At 63.9% G+C, this 23,058-nt stretch carries 21 protein-coding genes and 2 pseudogenes; 14 read left to right on the top strand and 9 right to left on the bottom strand.

What is annotated here, in order from left to right; all coding sequences use genetic code 11:
- Nucleotides 1-2: 2 nt before the first annotated feature.
- Nucleotides 3-857 carry a phosphoenolpyruvate hydrolase family protein gene (locus RFM40_RS27270; RefSeq protein ID WP_320225658.1) on the bottom strand — a complete coding sequence of 285 codons (855 nt, stop codon included), beginning with the start codon at nucleotides 855-857 and terminating at the stop codon, nucleotides 3-5.
- An 11-nt stretch (nucleotides 858-868) separates the two neighbouring features.
- Nucleotides 869-2,065: a Tm-1-like ATP-binding domain-containing protein gene (locus RFM40_RS27265; RefSeq protein WP_320225659.1), complete on the bottom strand. Its 1,197-nt coding sequence runs from the start codon at nucleotides 2,063-2,065 to the stop codon at nucleotides 869-871.
- A 112-nt stretch (nucleotides 2,066-2,177) separates the two neighbouring features.
- On the opposite strand from RFM40_RS27265, the gene RFM40_RS27260 reads away from it, so the two are divergent.
- The 8 genes from RFM40_RS27260 to RFM40_RS27225 all read left to right on the top strand — a co-directional run bounded on the left by RFM40_RS27260 (nucleotide 2,178) and on the right by RFM40_RS27225 (nucleotide 9,946).
- The gene (locus RFM40_RS27260) at nucleotides 2,178-2,873 is read left to right on the top strand and encodes a TetR/AcrR family transcriptional regulator (RefSeq protein WP_320225660.1); all 696 of its coding nucleotides are present in this window, start codon (nucleotides 2,178-2,180) and stop codon (nucleotides 2,871-2,873) included.
- 356 nt (nucleotides 2,874-3,229) lie between these two features.
- The gene (locus RFM40_RS27255) at nucleotides 3,230-4,546 is read left to right on the top strand and encodes an ABC transporter substrate-binding protein (protein ID WP_320225661.1); all 1,317 of its coding nucleotides are present in this window, start codon (nucleotides 3,230-3,232) and stop codon (nucleotides 4,544-4,546) included.
- 69 nt (nucleotides 4,547-4,615) lie between these two features.
- Nucleotides 4,616-5,521, top strand: a complete 906-nt coding sequence (locus RFM40_RS27250) for a carbohydrate ABC transporter permease (RefSeq protein WP_292341205.1) — start codon at nucleotides 4,616-4,618, stop codon at nucleotides 5,519-5,521.
- 1 nt (nucleotide 5,522) lies between these two features.
- On the top strand, nucleotides 5,523-6,482 hold the full coding sequence (locus RFM40_RS27245; protein ID WP_126097797.1) for a carbohydrate ABC transporter permease: 960 nt from the start codon (nucleotides 5,523-5,525) through the stop codon (nucleotides 6,480-6,482).
- The gene (locus RFM40_RS27240; RefSeq protein ID WP_126097798.1) at nucleotides 6,479-6,715 is read left to right on the top strand and encodes a hypothetical protein; all 237 of its coding nucleotides are present in this window, start codon (nucleotides 6,479-6,481) and stop codon (nucleotides 6,713-6,715) included. The genes RFM40_RS27245 and RFM40_RS27240 overlap by 4 nt, the downstream gene beginning before the upstream one ends.
- On the top strand, nucleotides 6,712-7,815 hold the full coding sequence (locus tag RFM40_RS27235; RefSeq protein WP_320225662.1) for an ABC transporter ATP-binding protein: 1,104 nt from the start codon (nucleotides 6,712-6,714) through the stop codon (nucleotides 7,813-7,815). The genes RFM40_RS27240 and RFM40_RS27235 overlap by 4 nt, the downstream gene beginning before the upstream one ends.
- A gap of 105 nt (nucleotides 7,816-7,920) precedes the next feature.
- A complete protein-coding gene (locus RFM40_RS27230) occupies nucleotides 7,921-9,006 on the top strand; it encodes an ABC transporter ATP-binding protein (protein WP_320225663.1) in 1,086 nt (361 codons plus the stop codon).
- 370 nt (nucleotides 9,007-9,376) lie between these two features.
- A complete protein-coding gene (locus tag RFM40_RS27225; protein WP_320225664.1) occupies nucleotides 9,377-9,946 on the top strand; it encodes a c-type cytochrome in 570 nt (189 codons plus the stop codon).
- 205 nt (nucleotides 9,947-10,151) lie between these two features.
- Here the strand turns inward: RFM40_RS27225 and RFM40_RS27220 are convergent.
- Nucleotides 10,152-10,584, bottom strand: a pseudogene (locus tag RFM40_RS27220) (DUF4437 domain-containing protein).
- Nucleotides 10,585-10,691: 107 nt separating this feature from the next.
- Complete coding sequence (locus RFM40_RS27215) at nucleotides 10,692-11,657, bottom strand: AraC family transcriptional regulator (protein WP_320225665.1); 966 nt, start codon at nucleotides 11,655-11,657, stop codon at nucleotides 10,692-10,694.
- Nucleotides 11,658-11,749: 92 nt separating this feature from the next.
- Here RFM40_RS27215 and RFM40_RS27210 point away from each other — a divergent pair, with 92 nt between their 5' ends.
- Nucleotides 11,750-12,964 (top strand): MFS transporter, encoded by a 1,215-nt coding sequence (locus RFM40_RS27210; protein ID WP_320225666.1) that lies wholly within the window; start codon nucleotides 11,750-11,752, stop codon nucleotides 12,962-12,964.
- Nucleotides 12,965-13,025: 61 nt separating this feature from the next.
- A pseudogene (locus RFM40_RS27205) lies at nucleotides 13,026-13,217 on the top strand (short-chain dehydrogenase); the annotation flags it as partial.
- Between the two features lie 9 nt (nucleotides 13,218-13,226).
- Here the strand turns inward: RFM40_RS27205 and RFM40_RS27200 are convergent.
- Nucleotides 13,227-13,574 (bottom strand): GFA family protein, encoded by a 348-nt coding sequence (locus RFM40_RS27200; protein ID WP_320225667.1) that lies wholly within the window; start codon nucleotides 13,572-13,574, stop codon nucleotides 13,227-13,229.
- Nucleotides 13,575-13,745: 171 nt separating this feature from the next.
- On the opposite strand from RFM40_RS27200, the gene RFM40_RS27195 reads away from it, so the two are divergent.
- Nucleotides 13,746-15,041, top strand: coding sequence for an amidase (locus tag RFM40_RS27195; protein WP_320225668.1), 1,296 nt, complete (start codon nucleotides 13,746-13,748; stop codon nucleotides 15,039-15,041).
- Between the two features lie 267 nt (nucleotides 15,042-15,308).
- Here the strand turns inward: RFM40_RS27195 and RFM40_RS27190 are convergent, their stop codons facing one another.
- From RFM40_RS27190 to RFM40_RS27175, 4 genes are read right to left on the bottom strand one after another with little or no spacing between them, the layout of a single operon-like run.
- Nucleotides 15,309-16,289 carry a hydroxyacid dehydrogenase gene (locus RFM40_RS27190; RefSeq protein WP_320225669.1) on the bottom strand — a complete coding sequence of 327 codons (981 nt, stop codon included), beginning with the start codon at nucleotides 16,287-16,289 and terminating at the stop codon, nucleotides 15,309-15,311.
- A gap of 5 nt (nucleotides 16,290-16,294) precedes the next feature.
- The gene (locus RFM40_RS27185; protein ID WP_320225670.1) at nucleotides 16,295-17,011 is read right to left on the bottom strand and encodes a FadR/GntR family transcriptional regulator; all 717 of its coding nucleotides are present in this window, start codon (nucleotides 17,009-17,011) and stop codon (nucleotides 16,295-16,297) included.
- Nucleotides 17,012-17,013: 2 nt separating this feature from the next.
- Entirely contained in the window at nucleotides 17,014-18,183 is a 1,170-nt protein-coding gene (locus RFM40_RS27180) for a mandelate racemase/muconate lactonizing enzyme family protein (protein WP_320225686.1), read from the bottom strand.
- Nucleotides 18,184-18,237: 54 nt separating this feature from the next.
- Nucleotides 18,238-19,125 (bottom strand): sugar phosphate isomerase/epimerase family protein, encoded by an 888-nt coding sequence (locus tag RFM40_RS27175; protein WP_320225671.1) that lies wholly within the window; start codon nucleotides 19,123-19,125, stop codon nucleotides 18,238-18,240.
- A gap of 401 nt (nucleotides 19,126-19,526) precedes the next feature.
- Between RFM40_RS27175 and RFM40_RS27170 the strand changes: the two genes are divergently transcribed.
- The 3 genes from RFM40_RS27170 (at nucleotide 19,527) to RFM40_RS27160 (ending at nucleotide 22,945) form a co-directional block, all read left to right on the top strand.
- Nucleotides 19,527-20,582, top strand: a complete 1,056-nt coding sequence (locus tag RFM40_RS27170; protein WP_320225672.1) for a sugar phosphate isomerase/epimerase family protein — start codon at nucleotides 19,527-19,529, stop codon at nucleotides 20,580-20,582.
- 155 nt (nucleotides 20,583-20,737) lie between these two features.
- A complete protein-coding gene (locus RFM40_RS27165; protein WP_320225673.1) occupies nucleotides 20,738-21,925 on the top strand; it encodes a Gfo/Idh/MocA family protein in 1,188 nt (395 codons plus the stop codon).
- A 168-nt stretch (nucleotides 21,926-22,093) separates the two neighbouring features.
- A complete protein-coding gene (locus RFM40_RS27160; RefSeq protein ID WP_320225674.1) occupies nucleotides 22,094-22,945 on the top strand; it encodes a sugar phosphate isomerase/epimerase family protein in 852 nt (283 codons plus the stop codon).
- The last annotated feature ends 113 nt before the right edge of the window (nucleotides 22,946-23,058 follow it).

The following is a 23,058-nucleotide window of genomic DNA, read 5'->3' as shown; positions in this document are numbered from 1 at the left end:
CCTCATTCCGCGACGGCTTTTGATGCACCGATCGCAACCGCCTTGAAATCCGCCGTCTGCCTGGCGATCGCGGCTTCGGCCGGCAGCCGCTCCATCGAGCTTGCGCCGTAGAAGCCGTGCAGCCCCCTGCTGCGCTCCAGGATGTAGCGCGCGTCGTCGGGCATGGAGATCGGCCCGCCATGGCAAAGCAGGATGACGTCCTTGCGCACCGAGCGCGCGGCATCGGCAATCGCGTCGATCTCGTTTACGCAGGCGTCGAGCGACTTCGCCGAGGTGGCGCCGATCGAGCCGCCGGTCGTGACGCCCATATGGGCGACGACGATGTCGGCGCCGGCTCGCGTCATGGCGCGCGCTTCGTCCGGGTTGAAGACGTAAGGCGTGGTCAAGAGGTCGAGCTTGTGCGCCTCGGCGATCATGTCGACCTCGAGACCAAAACCCATGCCGGTCTCCTCAAAACTCTGGCGCATGGTGCCGTCGAACAGGCCGACGGTCGGAAAGTTCTGCACGCCGGAGAAGCCCATCGTCTTCAGCTCGGTGAGCAGCAGCGGCATGATGACGAAGGGGTCGGTGCCGTTGACGCCGGCCAGCACCGGCGTTTTCTTCACCACCGGCAGCACCTCATAGGCCATTTCCTTAACGATCTCGTTGGCATTGCCATAGGCGAGCAGGCCGGCGGCCGAGCCGCGCCCGGCCATGCGATAACGGCCGGAATTGTAGATGATGATCAAGTCGATGCCGCCGGCCTCCTCGGCCTTGGCCGACAGGCCGGTGCCGGCGCCGCCGCCGACGATCGGCACGCCCTCGGCGATCATCTTGCGGAATTTTTCCAGGATTTCTTTGCGTGGAATGGCGCCCATTCTGTCGGGTCTCACTTCTTGGCGATGTCGAGGAAGGCCTCGGCCGCGGCCGTGGCGAATGCGGGATCGTTGATGTGCAGCGGCAGCCGCGTCACGGTGCGGTTCTTCGTCGGCCTGATGGTGCGTTCGATCGCTTCAAACAGGACAGCATCGGCCTCCGGGTTGAAGAAGGCGCCGCCTGCGATGTCGAGCGCGGACACACCTTTTTCCGGGATGAGGAAACGGACCGGACCGTCGCAGTTGGCGAGGCGGCCGCCGATCCATTCGCCGATCCGGCGGCATTCCTCGGCCGTGGTGCGCATCAACGTCACGTTCGGGTTGTGCTCGTAAAACAGCCGGCCCCGATAGCGCTCGGGGATCGTTGGCGGCGCCCAGAAGTTCACCATGTCGAGCGCGCCGACCGACCCGACATAGGGCAGTTTCGCGCGGGCAATCGCGCCGAAGCGATCCTCGGTCGCCGGCAACACGCCACCGAACAGCAGGTCGCAGACTTCCGTCGTGGTGATGTCGATGACGCCGGCGAGCAGACCGCTGTCGGCAAGCTTCTCCATCGAGCGGCCGCCGGTGCCGGTGGCGTGGAAGACCATGCAGTCATAGTCGGCGCGCAACCGGTCGGCGATTGCGGTGACGCATGGCGTGGTGACGCCGAACATGGTCAAGCCCAGCGCCGGCTTGCCGGCGGCGGACGATGCCGGCTTCGCGGCCATGCCGGCGATGGCTTGGGCGGCATTGTGCAGCACGACCCGCGACAGGCGGTTGAGGCCGGCCATGTCGGTCACCGACGGCATCATGATAATGTCGGAGACGTCGACATAAGGCGCGGTGTCGCCGGAAGCGAGTGTCGAGACCATGATCTTCGGCAGTCCGAGCGGCAGCGCGCGCATGCCGGCGGTGACGATCGAGGTGCCGCCGCCGCCGCCGATGCCGATCACGCCGGCGACGTCGTCGCGGGATTGGATGAATCGGGCAAACGCGACGCCCATGCCGGCGACGGCCGTGCCGCGATCGTCGATGCCGAGCACCGCGCCGGCTCCGTCCGGATGATGCGCGGCGACCTCGCTGGCCTGGATGTCCACCGGCACGGTGGCGCCGCGCGTGCCGATGTCGACGCGGGCGACCGCGCCGCCGGCGGCAGTGACGGCATCGGCCAGGAAGGCGAGTTCCTCACCCTTGGTGTCGGCCGTGCCGGCCACATAGATGCGCTTCATCCGCGTTTCCCCGTTGTCTCTCCCGTTCTCCGGCGCGCCCGGCGTTGCCGCCTGCCGCTTCTCGCACGGCGCGATGCCTTGCAATTTTTTGAGACGCGCGTATCGTATTGACATGGATGTCTCACGTCAACAAGCCGCTTCGAACGACGACGCCGAGCAAATGCCGGCAGCCGAAAAGGGGCCACGCGCGCGGACGAGACGGCTGATGCTGGAGACGGCGACGCGGCTGATGCAGGCTGGCGTGACGCCTTCGGTGAGCGAAGTCGCCGAGGCGGCGGAAGTGTCGCGCGCGACCGCCTATCGCTACTTCCCAAGCCAGGCGGCGCTGGTGCAGGCGGTCGTCGACAAGGGGCTCGGTCCGATCCTGACCTGGAAATCGGCTTCGACCGATCCGGAGCGGCGAGTGGCGGATCTGTTCGCCACCGCCATGCCGCGCATCGAGGCTTTCGAGGCGACGTTCAAGGCGGCGCTCAAGCTTTCGCTCGACCAGTGGGCACAGCGGCAGGCGGGCACGCTGGGCACCGAGCCGGCCTTCACGCGCGGTCATCGCGTCGATCTTTTGAAGGACGCGATCGCGCCGCTCAAGGGTCAACTCAAGCCGCGTCAGTTCAAGCGTCTTGCCCAAGCGCTGTCGATGATGTTCGGCGTCGAGGTGCTGATCGTGCTGAAGGATATATGGGGGCTGGAGAGCCGCGACATGATGTCGGTCGCCGACTGGGCGGCGGGCGCGCTGGTGCGCGCGGCGATAGCGGAATCGGAGGCGAAAGCGGGTGGAGTTTCGACATCACCCAAGACGGAGATGTCTTAAATCTGGTTCGACCAGATTGGACGGCCGGCTACCGATAATAATTGTGGTGCATCGCCGGAAGCAAGGCTTTCATGTATCAAGGAGTAGGGAAAATAAGGGAAAACAGACAGATACTGCCTCGATTGGCTTGTCGAACCGCTTCGAGGCGTCCAAGAAAGCGCTTGACGTCCCTCTTGAATTGGTAATACCAGATCAGTACACATAAAGCGGATCGAAAGTGAGGGCTGCGATCTATTTTTTCCGGCAGGACGAGGAGGCTCGAAACCGGAAAAGTGCCGTCACGGGAGGAACTACCAGGGCCGACCATGCTGCCGGCTCTCAATGACACGGTAGAATGCGCACCAGGGAGGAAAACTATGCGCAAGATAGTAACCAGCGTGCTTGCTGGTATCGGCCTGTCGCTTGCCTGCGGGACATCCGTCTATGCGCAGGACAAGGAACTCACCATCTTCTGGGCGGAATGGGATCCGGCCAACTATTTGCAGGAACTCGGCAACGAGTACGAGAAGGAAACCGGCGTCAAGATCACGGTGGAAACCACCCCCTGGTCGGACTTCCAGACCAAGGCCTTCACCGAATTCAATGCCCATGGCGATGCCTACGATATGGTGGTCGGCGACTCGCAATGGCTCGGCGCCGGCTCGACCGGCGGCCACTATGTCGACCTGACCGACTTCTTCAACAAGCACAAGCTGAACGACGTGATGGCGCCGGCGACGGTGAAATATTACGCCGAATATCCCGGCAACAGCGGCAAGTACTGGGCGATCCCGCTCGAAGGCGACGCCGTCGGCTGGTCCTACCGCAAGGACTGGTTCGAGGACCCGAAGGAAAAGGAAGCCTTCAAGGCCAAATACGGCTACGACCTCGACGTGCCGAAGGATTTCAAGGCGCTGCATGATATCGCCGAATTCTTCCACCGGCCGGACCAGAAGAAGTACGGCATCGCCATCTACACCGACAATTCCTATGACGCGATGGCGATGGGCTTCGAGAACGCGCTGTTCTCCTATGGCGGCGAATTGGGCGACTATTCGACCTACAAGGTCGATGGCATCATCAACTCGGACAAGGCGGTCGCCGCGCTCGACGCCTACAGGGATCTCTACAAGTTCACCCCTCCGGGCTGGGCCAAGTCGTTCTTCGTCGAGGACAACCAGGCGATCACCGAGAACCTGGCGGCGATGAGCATGAACTATTTCGCGTTCTTCCCCTCGCTGATCAACGAGGCGTCGAACCCGAACGCCAAGAACACCGGCTTCTTCGCCAACCCTCCGGGACCTAACGGCGATCAGTTCGCAGCGCTCGGCGGCCAGGGCATCTCCATCGTCTCCTACTCGCAGAAGCAGGACGAGGCGATGAAGTTCCTCGAATGGTTCATCAAGGACGAGACCCAGAAGAAGTGGGCGGCGCTCGGCGGCTACACCTGCAGCGCGGCCGTGCTGAAGTCGCCTGAATTCCAGAACGCCACGCCTTACAACAAGGCCTTCTACGAGACCATGTTCAAGGTGAAGGACTTCTGGGCGGTGCCGGAATATGCCGAACTGCTGCAGCAGCTCAACCAGCGCATCTATCCCTATGTGATCGGCGGACCTGGCTCGGCCAAGGAGACGCTCGACGCACTGGCTGGCGACTGGAACGCGACCTTCAAGAAATACGGCCGCGTGAAGTAACCGACATGCCTCACGGAGGAGGCATTCCATGCCTCCTCCGCTCTTTTTTCTGAAATCTGGAGCAGGGTTTTGGCGACCACGATGATCACCACGCTGGACAGGTCCTCGCGGGCCGCGGCCCGCGGCCTCAGCGACATTTCGATCCGCAATCTCTTCATCATCCCGACGATCCTGTTCCTGATCGTCTTCAACATCTTCCCGCTGATCTATTCGCTGGGCTACTCGTTCACCGACTTCCGCGCCTCGACCAATGCGCCGGCTAATTTCGTTGGGTTGCAGAACTATCGCGACCTGCTCAACGATTCCTATGTGTGGTCGAACTTCGCCATTACCGCGAAATATGTGATCATCTCGGTTGCCGGCCAGCTGTTCGTCGGCTTCGGCGTGGCGATGCTGCTCAATCGCGACATCCCGATGAAGGGCCTTTTGACGACGCTGCTTCTGTTGCCGATGATGCTCTCGATGGCCGTTGTCGGCCTGTTCTGGAAGCTGCTCTACGATCCGTCCTTCGGCATCATCAACTATGCGCTCGGGCTCGGCACGTTCGAATGGCTGTCCGATCCGAAGATGGCGCTCTATGCGGTGGCGCTCACCGATATCTGGATGTGGTCGCCCTTCGTCATGCTTCTGTCGCTGGCCGGTCTCTCGGCGGTGCCGAAGCATCTCTACGAGGCCGCCGCGATCGATCGGGCCGGCCCCTTCTATACCTTCTTCCGTATCACCCTGCCGCTGGTCGCGCCGATCCTGATGATCGCGATCATCTTCCGCACCATGGAAGCGTTCAAGACCTTCGACCTCGCCTATATCCTGACCAGTCAGCCGACGGCCGAGCTGATCTCGATCCGGCTCTACAAGATGGCCTTCCAGGAATGGCAGACCGGTCGCTCCTGTGCCATGGCCTACATCGTGCTCATCATGGTGCTGGCGATCACCAACATCTACGTGAAATACCTCAACAAGGTGAAGGAGCGCTGAGATGGCTGCCGTCCGCACGTCTTCCGAAGTCGCCTTCAACCGCATCGCTATCGTCGCCGTGCTGGTGGTGACGATCATCTTCCTGGCGCCGATCTACTGGATCGCCTCGACCGCCTTCAAGCCGCGCAACCTCGCCACGACGATCCCGCCGACGGTGGTGTTCCAGCCGGAGATATCGCCCTTCGTGAAGCTGTTCGCCAAGCGCTCGCAACTGCGCAGCCCGCCGACGCCGGAAGAGTATGCGGCGGCCCCATGGTGGGAGCGCGTCGTCTTCAATGGCGGCGAGAAGATCGTGCGCGACGGCCAGGGCAATGTGCAATGGTCGGGTTATCCGAGCCGCTTCATGAATTCGCTGATCGTCGCCATCACCTCGACGATCCTGGCGGTCGGCATGGGCACCTTCACCGCCTACGGCTTCTCGCGCTTCAAGGTGAAGGGAGAGGCGGACCTGCTCTTCTTTATCCTGTCGACGCGCATGCTGCCGCCGGTGGTGGTCGCCATCCCGATGTTCCTGATGTACCGGGCGGCGGGTCTCAACGATTCCCATCTCGGCCTCATCATCCTCTACACCGCCTTCAATCTCTCCTTCTCGGTGTGGCTGATGAAGGGCTTCATCGACGAGATCCCGAAGGAATATGAGGAGGCGGCGCTGGTCGACGGCTACACGCGCATGGAAGCCTTCTTCAAGATCGTGCTGCCCGAGGCCGCGACCGGCATCGCCGCTACCGCCGTGTTCTGCTTCATCACGGCGTGGAACGAATATGCCTTCGCGCTGATCATGACCAACCGCCGCGCGCAGACGGCGCCGCCCTTCATCCCCAGCCAGGTCGGTTCCGGTCTGCCCGACTGGACGGTGATCGCGGCGGGCACTTTTCTGTTCCTGCTGCCGGTCGCGATCTTCACCTTCCTGCTCCGCAACCATCTCTTGCGCGGCATGTCCTTCGGAGCGATCCGCAAATGAGTTTTCGCGCCATCAACGAAAAGTACCTGGAGCCTGGATCGCAGATCCTGATGGTGCTGGGCATCATTGCGCTCTGCCAGCCTTGGAACATGCTGCTCCACAGCTATGGCGTGACGATCATCCTGATCGGGCTGATCGGCTTCAACATCACCTCCAAGATCCCGCGCGAGGAGGAAGCTGGCACCGGACACGGGGCGGCTGAGCAGGCGCGAAATCAGGGGGCACAGCATTGACCCAGATCGAGCTTCGCGGCCTCCAGAAATTCTTCGGCGCGGTCCAGGTCATCAAGGACCTGAACCTCAAGATCGACGACAACGAGTTCATCGTGCTGCTTGGACAGTCGGGCTGCGGCAAGACGACGACGCTGCGCGCGATAGCCGGGCTGGAGACGATCGACCAGGGCGATATCCTTATCGACGGCAAGCCGGTGCAGCATCTCAAGGCCGCCGACCGCGACATCGCCATGGTGTTCCAGTCGTTCTCGCTCTATCCGCACATGAACGTTTACGAGAACATCGCCTTCCCGCTGCGCGCGACGCGCAAGAGCAGGAGCGAGATCGATACCGAAGTGCGCTCGGTCGCCAAGACGCTGCAGATCACCGACCTCATCAACAAGAAGCCTTCGGCGCTGTCGGGCGGCGACATGCAGCGCGTGGCGATCGGCCGCGCCCTGGTGCGGCGCCCCAAGGCGATGCTGATGGACGAGCCGATCGGCGCGCTCGACGCCAAGCTGCGCGAGGAAATGCGCGCCGAGATCAAGCGGCTGCACATCAAGCAGGGCTCGACCAGCATCTACGTCACCCACGACCAGATCGAGGCGATGAGCCTCGCCGACCGGATCGTCATCATGCATGAAGGCGTGCTGCAGCAGGTCGGCACGCCGGACGAGGTCTATTCGCACCCGGCCAATCTGTTCGTCGCGCAGTTCGTCGGCAGCCCGGTGATGAATGTGGCCGAAGCCAAGGTCGCCGAAAACGCCTCGGCCGCGTCGGTCACGGTCGGGGATGCGGCCGGCGGCTTCGAGTTCCCGCGCGCGCTGCTGTCGAAACTCAACGGCCATGCCGGCGGCCAGCTTGCGCTTGGCATCCGGCCGGAGGGCGTGCTTGTGCGTCACGAGGCGGCGGAAGGTTTCCTGCCGGTCGAGACGCAGATCGTCGAGCCGCTTGGTTCCTTCGACATCGTCGACCTCAAGGTCGGCTCCAAGATGCTGCGCGCCCGTACCAAGAGCGGCTTTGTCAGCGGACCGGGCGAGAAGGTCTATGCCCGGATCGATCCCTCGCAGGCACATTTCTTCGATACCGCGAGCGGCAAGTCGCTCGGAGTGAGATTGTGACGGCCGAAGGGCGCGAAAGGCCAACGATTTGGCCTTTCGAACAATCGAACGCCCGGAGCCATAGCGGAGGGCAGACGCCCTCGAAGAGAAATTGAGACGGTAGACATGGCCCATATCCAGCTCAAGAACATTTCAAAGACGTTCGGCGCGCACACCGCGCTGTCGGGGCTCAACCTCGACATCGCCGACGGCGAATTCTTCGTGCTGCTGGGCGAAACTGGCGCCGGCAAGACGACGACGCTCAGGATGATCGCCGGGCTGGAGAAGCCGACCGAGGGCCAGGTCTTCATCGACGGCGTCGACGTCGCTGACTGGGGCGCGGCCGAGCGCGACGTGGCCCTGGTGCTGCAGCAATATTCGCTCTATCCGCGCTACACGGTGCGGCAGAATCTCGAGTTCCCGCTGAAGCCGAAGATCCGTCGCCTGCCCGATGCGGAGATCAAGGACCGTGTCGCGCGCGCCGCACGCACGCTGCGCATCGAGCACCTGCTCGACCGCAAGACCGACCGGTTGTCCGGCGGCGAGATGCAGCGTGTCTCGATCGGCCGGGCCATCGTGCGCAAGCCGCGCGTGTTCCTGATGGACGAGCCGTTGTCGGCGCTCGACGCGAAGCTTCGCGAAGCGCTGCGCACGGAGTTGAAAAACCTCCAGATGCAGCTCGGCGCCACTTTCCTGTTCGTCACCCACGACCAGATCGAGGCGATGTCGATGGGCGACAAGGTCGGCGTGCTCAACCATGGCCGTATCGTCCAGACCGGCACGCCGCAGGAAATCTACAACAATCCGCGCGACACCTATGTCGCAAGCTTCGTCGGCTCGCCGCCGATGAATCTCATCGACGGCAAGCTGGTCGAGAGCCGCGCGGTGATGGCGCCGATGAGTTTCGAATTGCCGGTCACTGGGGGAGCCAGGACGGGCGGCGCGACCGACGGTCGCCCGCTCGTCTTCGGCATCCGTCCGGAGGACGTCTATCTGGAGAGCGGCGCACCGGTCGAGGCACGCGTCCACGACGTCGAGAATCACGGCGTCGAGAAGATCGTGACGCTGAGGGTCGGCGACGCGATGCTGAGAGCCACCGTGCCTGCCAGGACCGCCGTCGAGATCGAGCAGCCGGTCCGGTTTGCCTGGAACCCGGACAAGGTGGTGATGTTCGACAAGGGCAGCGGGGTGAGCCTGCGGCACGCCGGATAGGGCATGGCACCGAAAATCAGAACGGTTTTTGACTTATGTTGAAATCGACATAAGCCGAACTGTGCGGAGCGGGATTATGTCGGCCGGCAGCTTCGCCGCGCCTCCGATCAGGTTGCGCGATACGTCGTAGCGTTCGGCCAGGCCACGCAGCGCTTCCTCACAGGCGATCTATTCACGCAGGGGCGCACCCAATAGGGGCCCGATTCGATGCTCTGATTGACACACCAGCCGGACTACCACCGCGCTGGTCTTGAGTACGTGGCTCGTGATGTCGTGATGATAAGCCCGCGGAATAATTCGGCGGCTCAAGCCGTTCACTTTGGTAGACGGTGGGCATACGCGATGACGCCTGCCGCCACGGAGTTAACCCGTGCGAATCTTGGCTGCGACCGCTGTTGTCCTGCTGGCAATCATCGTCGGATTGGCAGGCTACACCTATGCCGGATTCTACAATGTTGCTGCCAGCGAGCAGGACGTGAACGTCATCCGTTGGTCGCTTGAGACAATCCGGACCAACTCCATTGAACGCCACGCCGGCCGCAATGTCAGCCTGGCTCGATCGCTTGACGATCCGGAGATGATCCGCACTGGCGGCCTTCACTTCAAGGAGGAAGGCTGCGTCGCCTGTCACGGCGGCCCGGGAATTTCCCGGGCGGAGTTCGCCATGAACATGCAACCCCAGCCGCCGGACCTTAAAAGAGCAGCAACCACCTTAAATGATGCCGAGCTGTATTGGGTGCTCCAAAACGGCATAAAGATGACCGGGATGCCTGCGTTTGGTCCAACGCATACCCAGGAAGAGCTATGGGCGATGGTGGCCTTTGTTCGCCGTCTTCCGCAGATGTCGCGATCCGAATACGAGAAGATCACCGAAGCCTCCCAAGGTGGGGGGCATCGTCAGGCTGAAGGCGAAGACCATGGATCGGCGTCTCGCAAATGAGTTGTGTGCACCGATAGCGGTAGGGCCGTCGATCGCTGTCGGTTGTGGCGACGAAGGGCCGCCTGATTCGGTTGCCGCCGGCGGGCGTGGCAAGCATTCGCACCTTGCTGGAGGTGATCAAGCGCCGGTGATCAGAGCAGCCGTCGTTCCTTTGGCTGACGAGCCTGCCTTTTGTCCGCGGAGACCCCGCCTGCCCGCCGCTCGGCTACTTCGGCAGATAGGTCTCGTAGGGCGTGTCGTTGATCAGCAAGATCACGCATTCGGTGTCCGACAGGCAGGCATCGTCATGCATCTCGTCGGCCTTCTGGGTCCAGTAGGAGCCCGGAGGCAATTCGACCTTGGTTGCTTCGCCGCCGCCCATCTGCCAATGCGCCCCAAAGACCCTTGATCACCACGGCGCGATAGTCGGCGGTGTGGGCATGGACCGGCGCGCGCCAGTTGCCGGGAACTTTCAGCAACGTGCCGGCCGGACCCTTGGCCCTCGAGCCCCATAGCGGGCCGAGGCGCTGCGGCTGGTCCGGCGCTTCGACGACATAAGGGATCTTGTCGGCCGGCAGGTAGCTGTCTTCGAGCGCGAATGCCCGTCCCGGAAGGACGGCCAGCGCGGCAAGCGCGAGCTGTGCAAAATGATTGGCCATGGCGGTTTCCTCCGCCAAAAGTTTATGCCGCCTCGGTGGGCTAGGAATGGCCCTTCGTCCAAAAGACTTGGCAATTCCTCCAGCCTGGTGGCGGCGTGGCCGCGATGTCAGGGATGCTCGTCGCCGTTGTTGCGCAGATGGCTCGGCGCGATGCCCATCACCCGCTTGAAGGCGCGGCTGAACGAAGCTTCCGAGTCGTAGCCCAGTTTCGACGCCGCCACCGATACCCGCATGCCGTCGCGGGCGAGCCACTGCCGCGCCTGGTGCATGCGCACGCGCAGCACATATTTAGCCGGCGTCTCTCCGACCACCGTTGCGAAGCGCTGCGCGAAAGCGGAGCGCGACGCCCCCATCAATCGCGCCAGCGCGTCGACCGTCCAGTCGCGGTCGGGCTGCAGATGGATGGCGGCGAGCACCTTGCCGATATCGGGATTGCGGACGGCGGCGATCCACCCGGTGGCGTCACCGCAGCCGTTCTCCACCCAGGAGCGGATGATCGTGGCGGCGAGCACGTCGGCCAACCGAGCCAGGATGCCGCCGGAGCCGACCCGGTCCATCGTCACCTCGCCGGCCATCGCGTCGAGCAGGTGCTGGATGCCCGGCGCATTCGCCATCAGCTTATGCGCCTGCATCAGGTCTGGCATCATGTCGAGCAGCGGGTGCGAGCCGTCGAGATTGAAATGCATGCTGCCGCAAAACAGCAGGGTCTTGCAGCCGTCGCAGCCGTTCGAGACGTCATAAATGTTCTCGCAGACCGGCTCGATGGTGTAGCGGCCGATCGGCACGGGCGGCACGCCCGGCGCGCTTGCCAGCACGTGCTCGTCGCCGCGAGGGATGAGCAGCGCGTCGCCCACCGAAAGCTCGATCCATTCCTTGGCCGGCGAGAACAGCCAGCAGCCCTGCTGGCCGATGAAATGGAACCGGGCCGCCTTCTGCGCGGGAAAGGAAACGGCCCAGGGCTCGCCCAGCACGCAGCGGCCATAATCGACGCCGTCGAGCCGCAGACCGCGCAGCATGTCGGTCAGCGGATCGCCGGATGCCGGTAAGGTGGTTTTGGACGAATTGTAATTCATTTCGGTGTTTTTAACATGGAAACTCCAGGTCGTCACTCCCTATGTTGCACTGCAGCCAAATGTTGCGCTGCAACTTTCCCGGAGACGCTTCCATGACCGAACCTGCCACAGGCGTTGTCGACGCCGCTATCCTCGACCGAACCGATGACGAAGAACGAACCGCGCCTGTGTGGGGCGCGGTGGTCTCGCTGGCGCTCGGCGTTTTCGGCTTGGTGACCGCTGAATTCCTGCCTGCCAGCCTGCTGACACGGCTGGCGCAGGATCTCGGCGTCAGCGAAGGCGCCGCCGGCCAGGCGGTCACCGCGACCGCCGTTGTCGGCGCGATCGCAGCGCCGACCATGGCCATCGTCACCAAGCGGCTCGACCGCAGGCTGGTGATGTGGATGCTCACCGTGCTTCTGATCGTTTCCAACCTGCTCGCCGCCTTCGCATCGTCGCTCACCATGCTGCTGGCGGCGCGTGTCGTCCTCGGCGTCGCGCTCGGCGGCTTCTGGTCGATGTCGGCCGCCATGGCGATGCGGCTGGTGCCGATGCGGCTGATGCCGCGGGCCATGTCGATCATCCTGACCGGCGTTTCGGTGGCCACCGTGACGGCGGCGCCGGTAGGCGCCTATGTCGGCGACATCTGGGGCTGGCGCACGGCCTTCATGATCGCGGCGGTCGTCGGCGCGCTGACCTTGCTCGTGCAGCTTGCCACCATTCCCAGCCTGCCGCCGACGGCCGTGGCAAGCTTCCGCACCCTGATAGAGGTGCTGAAGCGCCGGACGATCCGCGTCGCGCTTCTTGTCGTGCTGCTGGTCGCTTCGGGACAGTTTGCCGGCTTCACCTATGTGCGGCCGTTCCTGGAGACGGTGCCGGTGATGCCGATCGAGACGATCTCGCTGGTGCTGCTCGCCTATGGCGTCGGCGGTTTCTTCGGCAACTTCGCCGGCGCCTTTCTGGCCGAGCGCAACCTGAAACTTGCGGTCGGACTGGCGCCGCTGCTGATCGCGCTGTCGGCATTGGCGCTGCTCACGCTCGGCGCCTCGCCGGTAACGGCAGCCATCGCGGTGACCACCTGGGGCTTCGCCTTCGGCGCGGTGCCGGTCGGGCTGCAGACCTGGCTGGTGCGCGCCGCGCCCGACCAGGCCGAAAGCGCCGGCGGCCTGATGGTCGCGACGTTCCAGGTGGCGATTGCGCTGGGTGCCGTCTTCGGCGGCCTGCTGGTCGACCATGCCGGCGTTGCCAGCGCCTTCGCCTATGGCGCCGTGGCGACGCTGCTCGCGGCGCTGGTGACTTTCGCCATCGGCCCGAAACAGGCCGAGTAGACAGATCCCTATCCGCCTTCTGATCGGCCCGAAACCTTCACGGGATTCGGGCCGATGCCATGTCGGCCGCGCCGTCGCGGCGCTGGCTGCGGATCCGGAGCGGTCGCGCTGGAACGGGCAGTCGCTCTCCAGCGGCGGGTTGGCGCAGGTCTATGGCTTCACCGACCTCGACGGCTCACGTCCCGATGCCTGGCGCTACGTTCTGGAGGTCCAGGATGCCGGCAAGCCGGCCGATGCGACCGGATATCGCTGACCGGTAAGTTCAGGCAGAGCGGCCGTCGAATTCGAAGACCTGCACCGCGGCGAGGTCGACGTCCTCGAGGCAATTGATATTGATGTAGGCGCTGCGCTCGCTGCCCAGGGTGGCATCCTCGGCGAAAGGATGAATGCCGCAGGTCCGGCAGAAGCGATGGGCGATGGCGCTCCTGCCAAAAGTGTATTTGCCGAGGTCGTCGCCCCAGGCCACCAGACGCAGGCTGCCGTGCGGCACGGCCCACAGCAGCGCGCCCTTGCGCGCACAGATCGAGCAATTGCAGCGCACGGCGCCGCCGAGCTCGCCTTCGACCTCGAACGCCACCTTGCCGCAGTGACAGCTGCCTTTGTACAGCATCAGTCTCTTCCTATCGCTGGCAGGTGCAAAGGCACGCTTGCCGGGTTATCCATTCCACAGGCCCAATCGGCCGATGCCTTTGTTCCTACGCAATTCCGGACGGAAAACCGCTGCGCACTTTTCCTGGAATTGCCCTAAAGACGTTCGATTCTTGCGGAGTCCGACATCGACATGCAATCCGTCCGCGACCGTCTCGAAACCATCCTGTCACGTCTTGCCAATCGTGCCGCGGACGAGAGGGTCTACACAAGGCTCTATGCCGAGGCCGCGCGGGCGGCAGCCACCGCAGCCGATGACCGCCGTAAGGCTGGTGTCAGCCTTGGGCCGCTCGACGGCACGATCCTGTCGATCAAGGACCTGTTCGATGTCGCCGGCGAGCCGACCCGGGCAGGCTCGCTGATGCTCGCGGATGCCCAGCCTGCCGCGCGGGACGCGGCGATCGTGCGCCGGCTGCGCCAGGCGGGCGCGGTCATCCTCGGCAAGACCAACATGACCGAATTCGCCTTCACCGCCATCGGCGACAACCTGCATTACGGAACGCCGGGCAATGCCGCCGATGCCAGCCTGATCCCGGGCGGCTCGTCGTCGGGTGCAGGCGTGGCGGTGGGCGAGGGCAGCAGCGACATCTCGATCGGCTCGGATACCGGCGGCTCGGTGCGCATTCCAGCCTCGCTCAACGGTGTCGTCGGCTTCAAGCCGACGGCGCGGCGGGTGTCTTTGGCCGGTGCCTTTCCCTTGTCGGCGACGCTGGATTCGATCGGGCCGCTCGCCCGCAGCGTTGCCGATTGCGCCGCCACCGACGCGATCACGGCAGGGGAAGAGCCAACTGTTTTTCAGCCGATCTCGCTCGTCGGGCTGCGCATAGGCGTTCCACGCGGCGTGCTCTTCGGTGAGACGCAACCCGAGGTTCTCGATGCTTTCGACCGAAGTGTTCGCGGGATGGGGCAGGCCGGCGCGCACGTCGTCGATTTATCGATCGACGACCTCATTGCCGAGATGCGCGCCGCGACCAAGCGGGCCTCGATCGCATCCATGGAGGGCGCTGAGGTGCATGCCGACTGGCTGGCGGCCGGTGTGTCGGTGCCGGTCGATCCGCATGTGACCGGGCCTTTGTCGCGCGCGCTGACCGTTCCCGCTTCCGCCTATATCAGGACGATCCGCCGCCGCCGGGAACTGGTCGCGGCCATGGAGGAGCGGCTGCAGGCAGTCGACGTGCTTGCGCTGCCGACCGTGCCGATGGTCGCGCCGTCGATCGCCGCCATGGCCGACGATGAGGCGCTTCGCGACCGCACGGAAGGCCTCCTCTTACGCAACACCCAGGTCGCCAACCAGTTCGATCTCTGCGCGATCTCGCTGCCGATGCCCGGCGCGAAGCTTCCGGTTGGATTGATGCTGGTGGGCAGGCATGGGCATGATCGTCGTTTGCTTGCGATTGCCGCCGCGGTCGAGGCGTTGCTTGGCCGTTAACTGTGGACGCCGCGAACTGAGGCAAAATTGGCATCAGGGAAATAGCCGTTGCGTTCCTTCGCGCCCCCCTCTGGCCTGCCGGCCATCTCCCCCACAAGGGGGAGATTGAACGTCACGCGGGCTTTCGCCAATCTCCGACGTTGCAGAACGAGCGAGGCGCTGAAACAGCCAATCTGCCCCCTTGTGGGGGAGATGTCCGGCAGGACAGAGGGGGGCGCTGTCCCGCCGGCATCTCATGTCTGCACCGTCGCGACGTTCGCCGGGGAACTAATCGCCGGTCGAAAAGCGCCTGCGGTAGTGCTCGATCACTTCAGGGTTGCGCAGGTTGACCGGCAGCTTGTTGGCTAGCACCAGCAAGGCCTCGTTCGCCGCGCCGACGCCCATGCGCATCATCGATTCCTCGGTGATGCCGGCCATATGCGGGGTGACGATGACGTTGTCGAAGCCGAAATAGGGATGGTTCGGCGGCAGCGGCTGGGTCGAAAAGACGTCGAGCGCGGCGCCGCCGATGCGGCTCTTTCGCAGGGCTTCGATCAGCGCCTCGTCATCGACCACCGGTCCGCGTGAGACATTGATCAAAAGCGCATGCGGTTTCATGCGGGCGATACGCTCGCGGCTGATCAGGCCGCGCGTCTCCTCGGTCAGCGGACAGCACAGCACGATGATGTCGCTCTGCTCGACAAGCGCGTCGATCGACAGGAAGCCGACGCGTTCCGGTGCCGGACGCAAGCTGCGCGTGGTCGCCACGACATTGAGGTCGAAACCGTGTGCTGCGATATGGCCGACGGCCTGACCGACCGCGCCGAGGCCTACAATGCCGATGGTCTTGCCGGCGAGCTCGCTGGTCGAATTGGCGTGCTCGCGCCCGGCGAACCAGCCTTTGGCGCGCAAGTCGCGGTCCATCACGCGGAAGCGCCGCAAGAGCGCGAGTGCCGCGAACATCACATGCTCGGCGACCGAGCGGGCATTGACGGCCGGCACATTCGCCACCAGCACGCCGGCGGCGGTCGCCGCCTCGACCGGGATCATGTCCAGCCCCGCGCCATGGCGGACCGCGGCCCGCAGATTCTTGGCTCCGTCGAACAGCTCGGGCGGCAGCGGCGCGCGGACGATGACGATGTCGGCGTCCCTGGCTTCAGCCGTCAGCACCTTGGCGTCGAGGGCGGAAGCGATCGCCAGCCGGCCAGCCCCCGCCAGCATGGCCGTGGCGCGCGGGTGCAGCGGATGCGTCGAGAGAATCTTGCGCATCGGGTTCAGGCCTTTTCGAGCGCCGCGCTTTTCGGCTCGGCCCCGCGGCCTTCGATCAGGCCCTTCCAGTAGCTCTCGGCGCCCTGCAGATGGGCGCTCATCAGCGCTTGCGCCAGATTGCCGTCACGGCGCAACAGCGCCTCGTAGATCTGGATGTGCTCGGCATGCGAACGCACATTGCGTTCGGGATCGTTGAAATAGATCGGCAGGCGCTGCTCGCCCATCAGATAATAGACGCTGCAGATGTTGTGGAAGACGCCGTTCTTGGTCGCCCGCACGATCTCGAGATGGAACTCGCGGTCTTCCTTGGCTAGGCCTTCACCGGCGGCGATGCGTTCCTCGGAAGCTTTCAGTATCTCGCGCAGACGCTCGAAATTCTCCTCGGTGGCGCGCGAGCAGGCAAGTTCGGCCGCCTTGATCTCGTGGATCTTGCGCAGCTCGACGGTTTCATAGATCTGCACCGGGTCGAGCGGCAGGCCCGCGCGGGCGAAAAGCGCTAACGCTTCTACGCTGGCCTGCTTGGTGTCGATATAGATGCCGGATTTGGCGCGGCGCTCGACGATGCGCATGGCTTCCAAAATCGCCAACGCTTCTCGGATTTGCCCGCGACTGACACCAAAATGTTCCGCCAGCTCGCGCTCCGACGGCGTGCGGCCCGACTCCTTGTCCGAGTTGGAGAACAGATAGGCGGCGAGTTCCGCGAGAAGGTTCTTTTCTTTCATCGTCAAATGCGTTGCGCGTGCGCCTCCAGGAATCGCTCCGAAACGGTGAATCCCAATCCAGGCTTTTCAGGGATCGCTATCATACCGTCCTTTGCTTCGACAGTCTCTTCGACGAGATCGTGGATCATCGGGTTGGCGCCGAGCGAATATTCGACGGTGAAGCTCGCGGGCGAAGCGGCGCAGACATGCAGCCCGGCGAAGAAGCAGGGCGCGCCGGCCCAAAGATGCGGCGCGAAACGCAGGTTGAAGGCGCTGGCGATGGTGCCGATCTTCATCGCCTCGCTGATGCCGCCGCAGAAAGCGGGATCCGGCTGGAAGATGTCAGCCGATTTCAGCACTGCAAGATCGCGGAAGGCATAGCGCGTCGCCTCGCTCTCGCCGGTGGCGACCGGAACCGAACCTGAGGCGCGCACCTCGGCCATGCCCGGCTTGTCGTCGGCGATCACCGGCTCCTCGAACCAGGCGAGGTCGAGATCGGCGGTGAGCTGGATGAAGCGCTTCGCCTCGGCAACGGTGTAGGTGCCGTGCGCGTCGACCATCAGGTCGACGTCAGGGCCGATCGCTTCCCTGGCGGCACGTACGCGTGCGGCCGAGATATGCGGCGCGCCGTCCATGGCGCCGACGCGCATCTTCAGCGCCTTGAAGCCGCCCCTGGCGATGTAGGATTTGAGCTGCTCGCCGATTGCATCCGCCGATGCCCAGCCGCCCGAGGCATAGGCCTGCATGCGCTCGACCTTGCGGCCTCCGAGCAGCCGCCAGACCGGCTGTCCCAAGGACTTGCCGAGGATGTCCCAGAGCGCGATGTCGACGGCGCTGATCGCCGCAACGTTCATGCCGCGCCGCGCCAGCTGCGGCATGGCATGGCCGGCATGGGCCGCCGTGTTGTGGCGCACGCCGTTGTAGAGCATCTCCCAGATGATGCCGATGTCGGCCGGGTCGCGGCCGATGAGCTGCGGCGCAATCTCGTGGTTCAGCATGTGGACCAGCGCGCCGTAGCTGCCGGCGCTGCCGGCGGCGTTCTTGCCTTCGCCCCAGCCGACCAGGCCGTCATCGGTCTCGACGCGCAAAATGGCGGCGTCGAACGTCGTCACCTGACCGAAGTCGCTGCGATGCTGCTTCGCGACTTCGATCGGTATGCGAACCCACCAGGCCTGGACGCTTTTGATGTGCATCTTCATCCCCGGCCCCGCCGCCCGGCGCGGGCGGAAGGGCTAAGCTTCGATCGGCTACTTGATCAGCGGCAGCAGCGTTTCAGCGGTGATGCGCATCTGATCGGTGTAGAACTTCTCGGTGAGCAGGCTGGAGCCATGGTCCTGGATGAATTTGAGCTGCTCGGGCGAGATATCGACCGGGTTGCGCTCCACCATCTCCGGATAGGGCGCGGCCGGCGTGCGGTCGACGGGCGCGACGAATTCGTTGGTCAGCGCGCCGTCATAGCCGATCTCCTTCAGCGTGCCGACGATCTTCGGCCAGTCGATCTGGCCGAGGCCGGCGGCGAAGCGGTTGTTGTCGGCGACATGGAAGTCGAACAGGCGCTTTCCGACCTGGCGGATGGCGTCGTAGACGTTAAATTCCTCCATGTGGATGTGGTAGGCGTCGAGGCAGACGCCGCATTCCGGGCTCACCGCGTCGGCAAGGGCGAGCGCCTGGGCGCCGCGATTGAAGAGATAGGTCTCGAAGCGGTTGAGCGGCTCGACGGCGATCTTGACGCCGACCTTCTTGGCATGCGCGAAGCATTCGCGCGTGGCATCCACAACCCAGCCCCATTCTTCGGCTTCGGTGCCGTCCGGCACCACCTTGCCGACGGTCGCGGGAACCAGCGTGATGATCTCGCCATCGAGTTCGCTCACCATGGTCAGCACGTCCTTGACATACTGCACCGAGCGTTCGCGCTGGCCCTGGTTCTTGGCGACGAGATTGCGTTCGCCCAACATCAGCGTCACCGAGCCCCAGCAGCGGATGCCGTGCTCCTTCAGCAGCGCGCGCGTTTCCTTGGTCTTGTACTGCTCGGGCTCGCCGGAAATCTCGATCGACTCATAGCCGAGCTTCTTGATGCGCTTGAGCGTCGTCTCCAGGGGCTCCGCCCGCATCCAGTTGTGCGTCGAAAGATGCATGGTCTATCCTTCCCAGAATTCGCCTGTCATGTTTGCCCGCGACGACTTCAAAAGAGGCCGCCACACGATTCCTCCCCAAGGCGCTCCAGCGGTTTTTCTTGAAACTGGTTCGACCAATTGGGCCTTACAAGACCTCTACAGCAAATTCGTATGAACGGCAAGGAGGCCGGTTATGGCACCTGGGTCGTTAAGCAAATTATTGATTTCAATGAATTAAATCTTCCCTTCACGGTTGTGGCCGCCGCCTTCTCGCCGTTTGCAACGGCTTGACCGAATGGCTGGATTTGGTAATACCAGAATGTCGCCATGTTCTGGCGCCAACACCGAACGACCAAACAGGCTGGCCCTCACTCCAATCGGCGCTATGCTTGGTCGCGAAAACCGAGAGAGGGAGGATGCCGATGCCGACGACGATGAAGGGTCCCGGCCTGTTTCTGGCGCAGTTCGCGGGTGACGCGGCGCCGTTCAATTCGCTGGCTTCGATCACCAAATGGGCGGCAGGGCTCGGCTACAAGGGCGTGCAGATCCCGACCTGGGACGGGCGCCTGTTCGACCTCAAGAAAGCGGCATCGTCGAAGGCCTATTGCGACGAGGTGAAGGGCATCTGCGCCGACGCAGGCGTCGAGGTCACCGAACTGTCGACGCATCTGCAGGGACAGTTGGTGGCGGTGCATCCGGCCTATGACGCGCAGTTCGACGGCTTCGCGCCGGCCGAGGTGCACAACAATCCGAAAGCTCGGCAGAAATGGGCCGTCGAGCAGATGGAGTTCGGCGCCAAGGCGTCGAAGAATCTCGGGCTCAAGGCCTCGGTGAGCTTCAGCGGCGCGCTCGCCTTCCCGTACCTCTATCCGTGGCCGCAGCGGCCACCGGGGCTGATCGAGGAGGCCTTCGCCGAGCTCGGCAAGCGCTGGAAGCCGATCCTCGACGTCTATGACGAGAACGGCGTCGATGTCGGCTACGAGATCCATCCGGGCGAGGACGTGTTCGACGGCGCGACCTTCGAGATGTTCCTCGACGCGGTCGGCGGCCACAAGCGCTGCAACATCAATTACGATCCGTCGCACTTCCTGCTGCAGCAGCTCGACTATCTCGAGTTCATCGACATCTATCACGAGCGGATCAAGGCGTTTCATGTCAAGGACGCCGAATTCAACCCGACGGGACGGCAAGGCGTCTATTCCGGCTATCAGGGTTGGGTGAACCGGGCAGGGCGTTTCCGTTCGCTGGGCGACGGGCAGGTGGATTTCAGCGGCATCTTCTCCAAGCTCACCCAGTACAATTACGATTCCTGGGCGGTGCTGGAATGGGAATGCTGCGTCAAGCATCCTGAGGACGGCGCCGCCGAAGGCGCGCCCTTCATCCAGCACCACATCATCCGGGTCACGGAGAGGGCTTTCGACGATTTCGCCGGCGGCACCAGCGACAAGAAGCTGCTGCGGGCGATGATGGGAATCTAGCACCGCTTTACCCTCCCCCTCGAGGGGAGGGTGGCCCGAAGGGCCGGGTGGGGTCGGTTCATGCCGAACTCCACGCCGGGCGACCCCACCCGATCCGCTGCGCGGATCGACCTCCCCTCAAGGGGGAGGTAACCAACAATGGAGGACAAAAAAGCATGGTCGGCGCATCGAAGTCGGAAACGGGAGGCGGTCCGATCCGCTACGGCATGGTCGGCGGCGGGCAGGGCGCCTTCATCGGGGCGGTGCACCGGATCGCGGCTCGAATGGACAATGATTTCGTGCTGGTGGCCGGCGCGCTGTCGTCGAATGCGGAACGGGCAAAGGCCTCGGCCGAAGAACTCGGGCTCGATCCGGCGCGCAGCTACGGCTCCTACGCCGAGATGGCAAAAGCGGAAGCCAAGCGCCCGGACGGCATCGAGGCGGTGGCGATCGTGACGCCCAACAACGTGCATGTGCCGGCGGCCAAGGCTTTCCTCGAGGCCGGCATCCACGTGATCTGCGACAAGCCGCTGGCGACGTCGCTTGCCGAGGCAAAGAAGCTTGCGGCCCTGGTCGAAAAGACCGGCAAGGTGTTCGTGCTCACCCACAACTACACCGCCTATCCGATGATCCGGCAGGCGCGCGAGATGGTGGCCAAGGGCCAGCTTGGCGATATCCGCATCGTACAGTCGGAATATCCGCAAGACTGGCTGACCGAAGACCTCGCCGCCACCGGCCAGAAGCAGGCCTCATGGCGCTCCGACCCGAAGCAGGCCGGCGCCGGCGGCGCGCTCGGCGACATCGGCACCCATGCCTATAACCTTGCCCGCTTCGTGTCGGGACTGGAGCTCGATTCCTTGTCGGCCGACCTCGACGCCTTCGTGCCGGGCCGCCAGCTCGACGACAATGTCAACGTCATGCTGCGCTTCAATCCGGTCGGCAAGGCGCATCCGGCCAAGGGCATGATCTGGGCAAGCCAGGTGGCGCCAGGGCACGAGAACGGGCTGAAACTGCGCATTTACGGCTCGAAGGGCGGGCTGGAGTGGGTGCAGGCCGACCCGAACTATCTGTGGTACACGCCGTTCGGCCAGCCGAAGCAACTGCTGACCCGCGCCGGCGCCGGCGCGATGCCTGCGGCTGCGCGCGTGACGCGCGTGCCGTCCGGCCATCCGGAAGGATATCTCGAAGGTTTTGCCAACATCTACCAGGAAGCGGCCCGCGCCATTCGCGCGGCGCGCAGGAAGGGCGGTAAGCTGGCTAAGGATGTCGTCTTCCCGACGATCGCGGACGGCGTCGAAGGCATGGCGTTCATCGAGGCCTGCGTGAAGTCGTCGAAGAAGAATGGGGCGTGGACGAAGCTGTAGGGGTGACGATATTTAGGTGAGGCCGGCCTGCAAACGGCGGTTTCCTGCGCTTCCGGTGCTCACGTACAGTAAGTACGCTCCGCTCCGGTTCTCGAATCCGCCATTTTCGGCTCGGCCTGACCTAAATCTCATCACCCCTTGATCGAAGGTGATGAGGGAGGGGTGTCGATGAAAATCGGCATGTGCATGTTCTTGTGGACGACGATCGTCTCGAAGAAGCACGAGGCGCTGCTGAAGGACATCAAGGCGACTGGCTTCGACGGCGTCGAGATACCGGTCTTCGTCGGACAACCGGACGACTACAAAAAGCTCGGCTCGATGCTCGACCGAATCGGGCTGGAGCGCACCGCGGTCTCGGCCATGGGCGATCCGGCGATGAACCTGATCTCGCCTGACGGCGCGACACGCAAGGCCGGCATCGACTACATGAAATGGGCGATCGACTGCAGCGCCGCCCTTGGCGCGGACAGGCTGAGCGGGCCGCTGCATTCGACGCTCGGCGCCTTCTCGGGCAGCGGACCAACGGCGGCCGAGAAGAAGCGCTCGGTCGCCTCGCAGCGCGCCATCGGCGACCATGCCGGCAAGAAGGGCGTGACCATCGGGCTCGAAGCGCTCAACCGCTTCGAATGCTATCTGGTGAACACCATGGACGATCTGTGCGAACATATCGACGCGATCGACCGGCCGCACATCAAGGCGATGTACGACACGTTTCATGCCAATATCGAGGAGGCCGACCCGATCGGCGCCTATACGCGCAATCGCCGAAACGTCGTCCATATCCATATTTCGGAGAACGACCGCGGCGTGCCGGGGCGCGGCAACATCCCCTGGAAGGAGACTTTTTCCGCGATCCGCAAGAGCGGCTATGACGACTGGCTGACCATCGAGTCCTTCGGCCGCTCGCTGAAGGATCTGGCGGCGGCGACCAAGGTGTGGCGCGATTTTGCGGAGAGCCCGGAGGCGGTTTATCGCGAGGGATATCGGCATATCAGGGACGGGTGGAAGGCTGCCGGGTAACTCCTCCCTTCGTTCCACGGGCGGAGCGGGAGCGAAGCGGACGCGGAGACCCGAGGATCCTGTGTGTTGGTTCTGGTGTATGGTTGAAGTGGGAAGGAGACCGAGTGGATCCT

This window comes from Mesorhizobium captivum (genome assembly GCF_033977165.1).
GTDB classification, from domain to species: Bacteria; Pseudomonadota; Alphaproteobacteria; order Rhizobiales; family Rhizobiaceae; genus Mesorhizobium; species Mesorhizobium captivum.
Note: the sequence above shows the minus strand (reverse complement) of the source record. Positions and strands in the feature narration are given on the sequence as shown.

Bases quoted from the DNA above. Each gene is read 5' to 3' on its own strand.
- RFM40_RS27270 (WP_320225658.1), bottom strand. From the start codon at position 857: ATGGGCGCCATTCCACGCAAAGAAATCCTGGAAAAATTCCGCAAGATG.
- RFM40_RS27265 (WP_320225659.1), bottom strand. From the start codon at position 2,065: ATGAAGCGCATCTATGTGGCCGGCACGGCCGACACCAAGGGTGAGGAA.
- RFM40_RS27260 (WP_320225660.1), top strand. From the start codon at position 2,178: ATGGATGTCTCACGTCAACAAGCCGCTTCGAACGACGACGCCGAGCAA.
- RFM40_RS27255 (WP_320225661.1), top strand. From the start codon at position 3,230: ATGCGCAAGATAGTAACCAGCGTGCTTGCTGGTATCGGCCTGTCGCTT.
- RFM40_RS27245 (WP_126097797.1), top strand. From the start codon at position 5,523: ATGGCTGCCGTCCGCACGTCTTCCGAAGTCGCCTTCAACCGCATCGCT.
- RFM40_RS27240 (WP_126097798.1), top strand. From the start codon at position 6,479: ATGAGTTTTCGCGCCATCAACGAAAAGTACCTGGAGCCTGGATCGCAG.
- RFM40_RS27230 (WP_320225663.1), top strand. From the start codon at position 7,921: ATGGCCCATATCCAGCTCAAGAACATTTCAAAGACGTTCGGCGCGCAC.
- RFM40_RS27215 (WP_320225665.1), bottom strand. From the start codon at position 11,657: ATGAATTACAATTCGTCCAAAACCACCTTACCGGCATCCGGCGATCCG.
- RFM40_RS27210 (WP_320225666.1), top strand. From the start codon at position 11,750: ATGACCGAACCTGCCACAGGCGTTGTCGACGCCGCTATCCTCGACCGA.
- RFM40_RS27200 (WP_320225667.1), bottom strand. From the start codon at position 13,574: ATGCTGTACAAAGGCAGCTGTCACTGCGGCAAGGTGGCGTTCGAGGTC.
- RFM40_RS27195 (WP_320225668.1), top strand. From the start codon at position 13,746: ATGCAATCCGTCCGCGACCGTCTCGAAACCATCCTGTCACGTCTTGCC.
- RFM40_RS27190 (WP_320225669.1), bottom strand. From the start codon at position 16,289: ATGCGCAAGATTCTCTCGACGCATCCGCTGCACCCGCGCGCCACGGCC.
- RFM40_RS27185 (WP_320225670.1), bottom strand. From the start codon at position 17,011: ATGAAAGAAAAGAACCTTCTCGCGGAACTCGCCGCCTATCTGTTCTCC.
- RFM40_RS27180 (WP_320225686.1), bottom strand. From the start codon at position 18,183: ATGCACATCAAAAGCGTCCAGGCCTGGTGGGTTCGCATACCGATCGAA.
- RFM40_RS27175 (WP_320225671.1), bottom strand. From the start codon at position 19,125: ATGCATCTTTCGACGCACAACTGGATGCGGGCGGAGCCCCTGGAGACG.
- RFM40_RS27170 (WP_320225672.1), top strand. From the start codon at position 19,527: ATGCCGACGACGATGAAGGGTCCCGGCCTGTTTCTGGCGCAGTTCGCG.
- RFM40_RS27165 (WP_320225673.1), top strand. From the start codon at position 20,738: ATGGTCGGCGCATCGAAGTCGGAAACGGGAGGCGGTCCGATCCGCTAC.
- RFM40_RS27160 (WP_320225674.1), top strand. From the start codon at position 22,094: ATGAAAATCGGCATGTGCATGTTCTTGTGGACGACGATCGTCTCGAAG.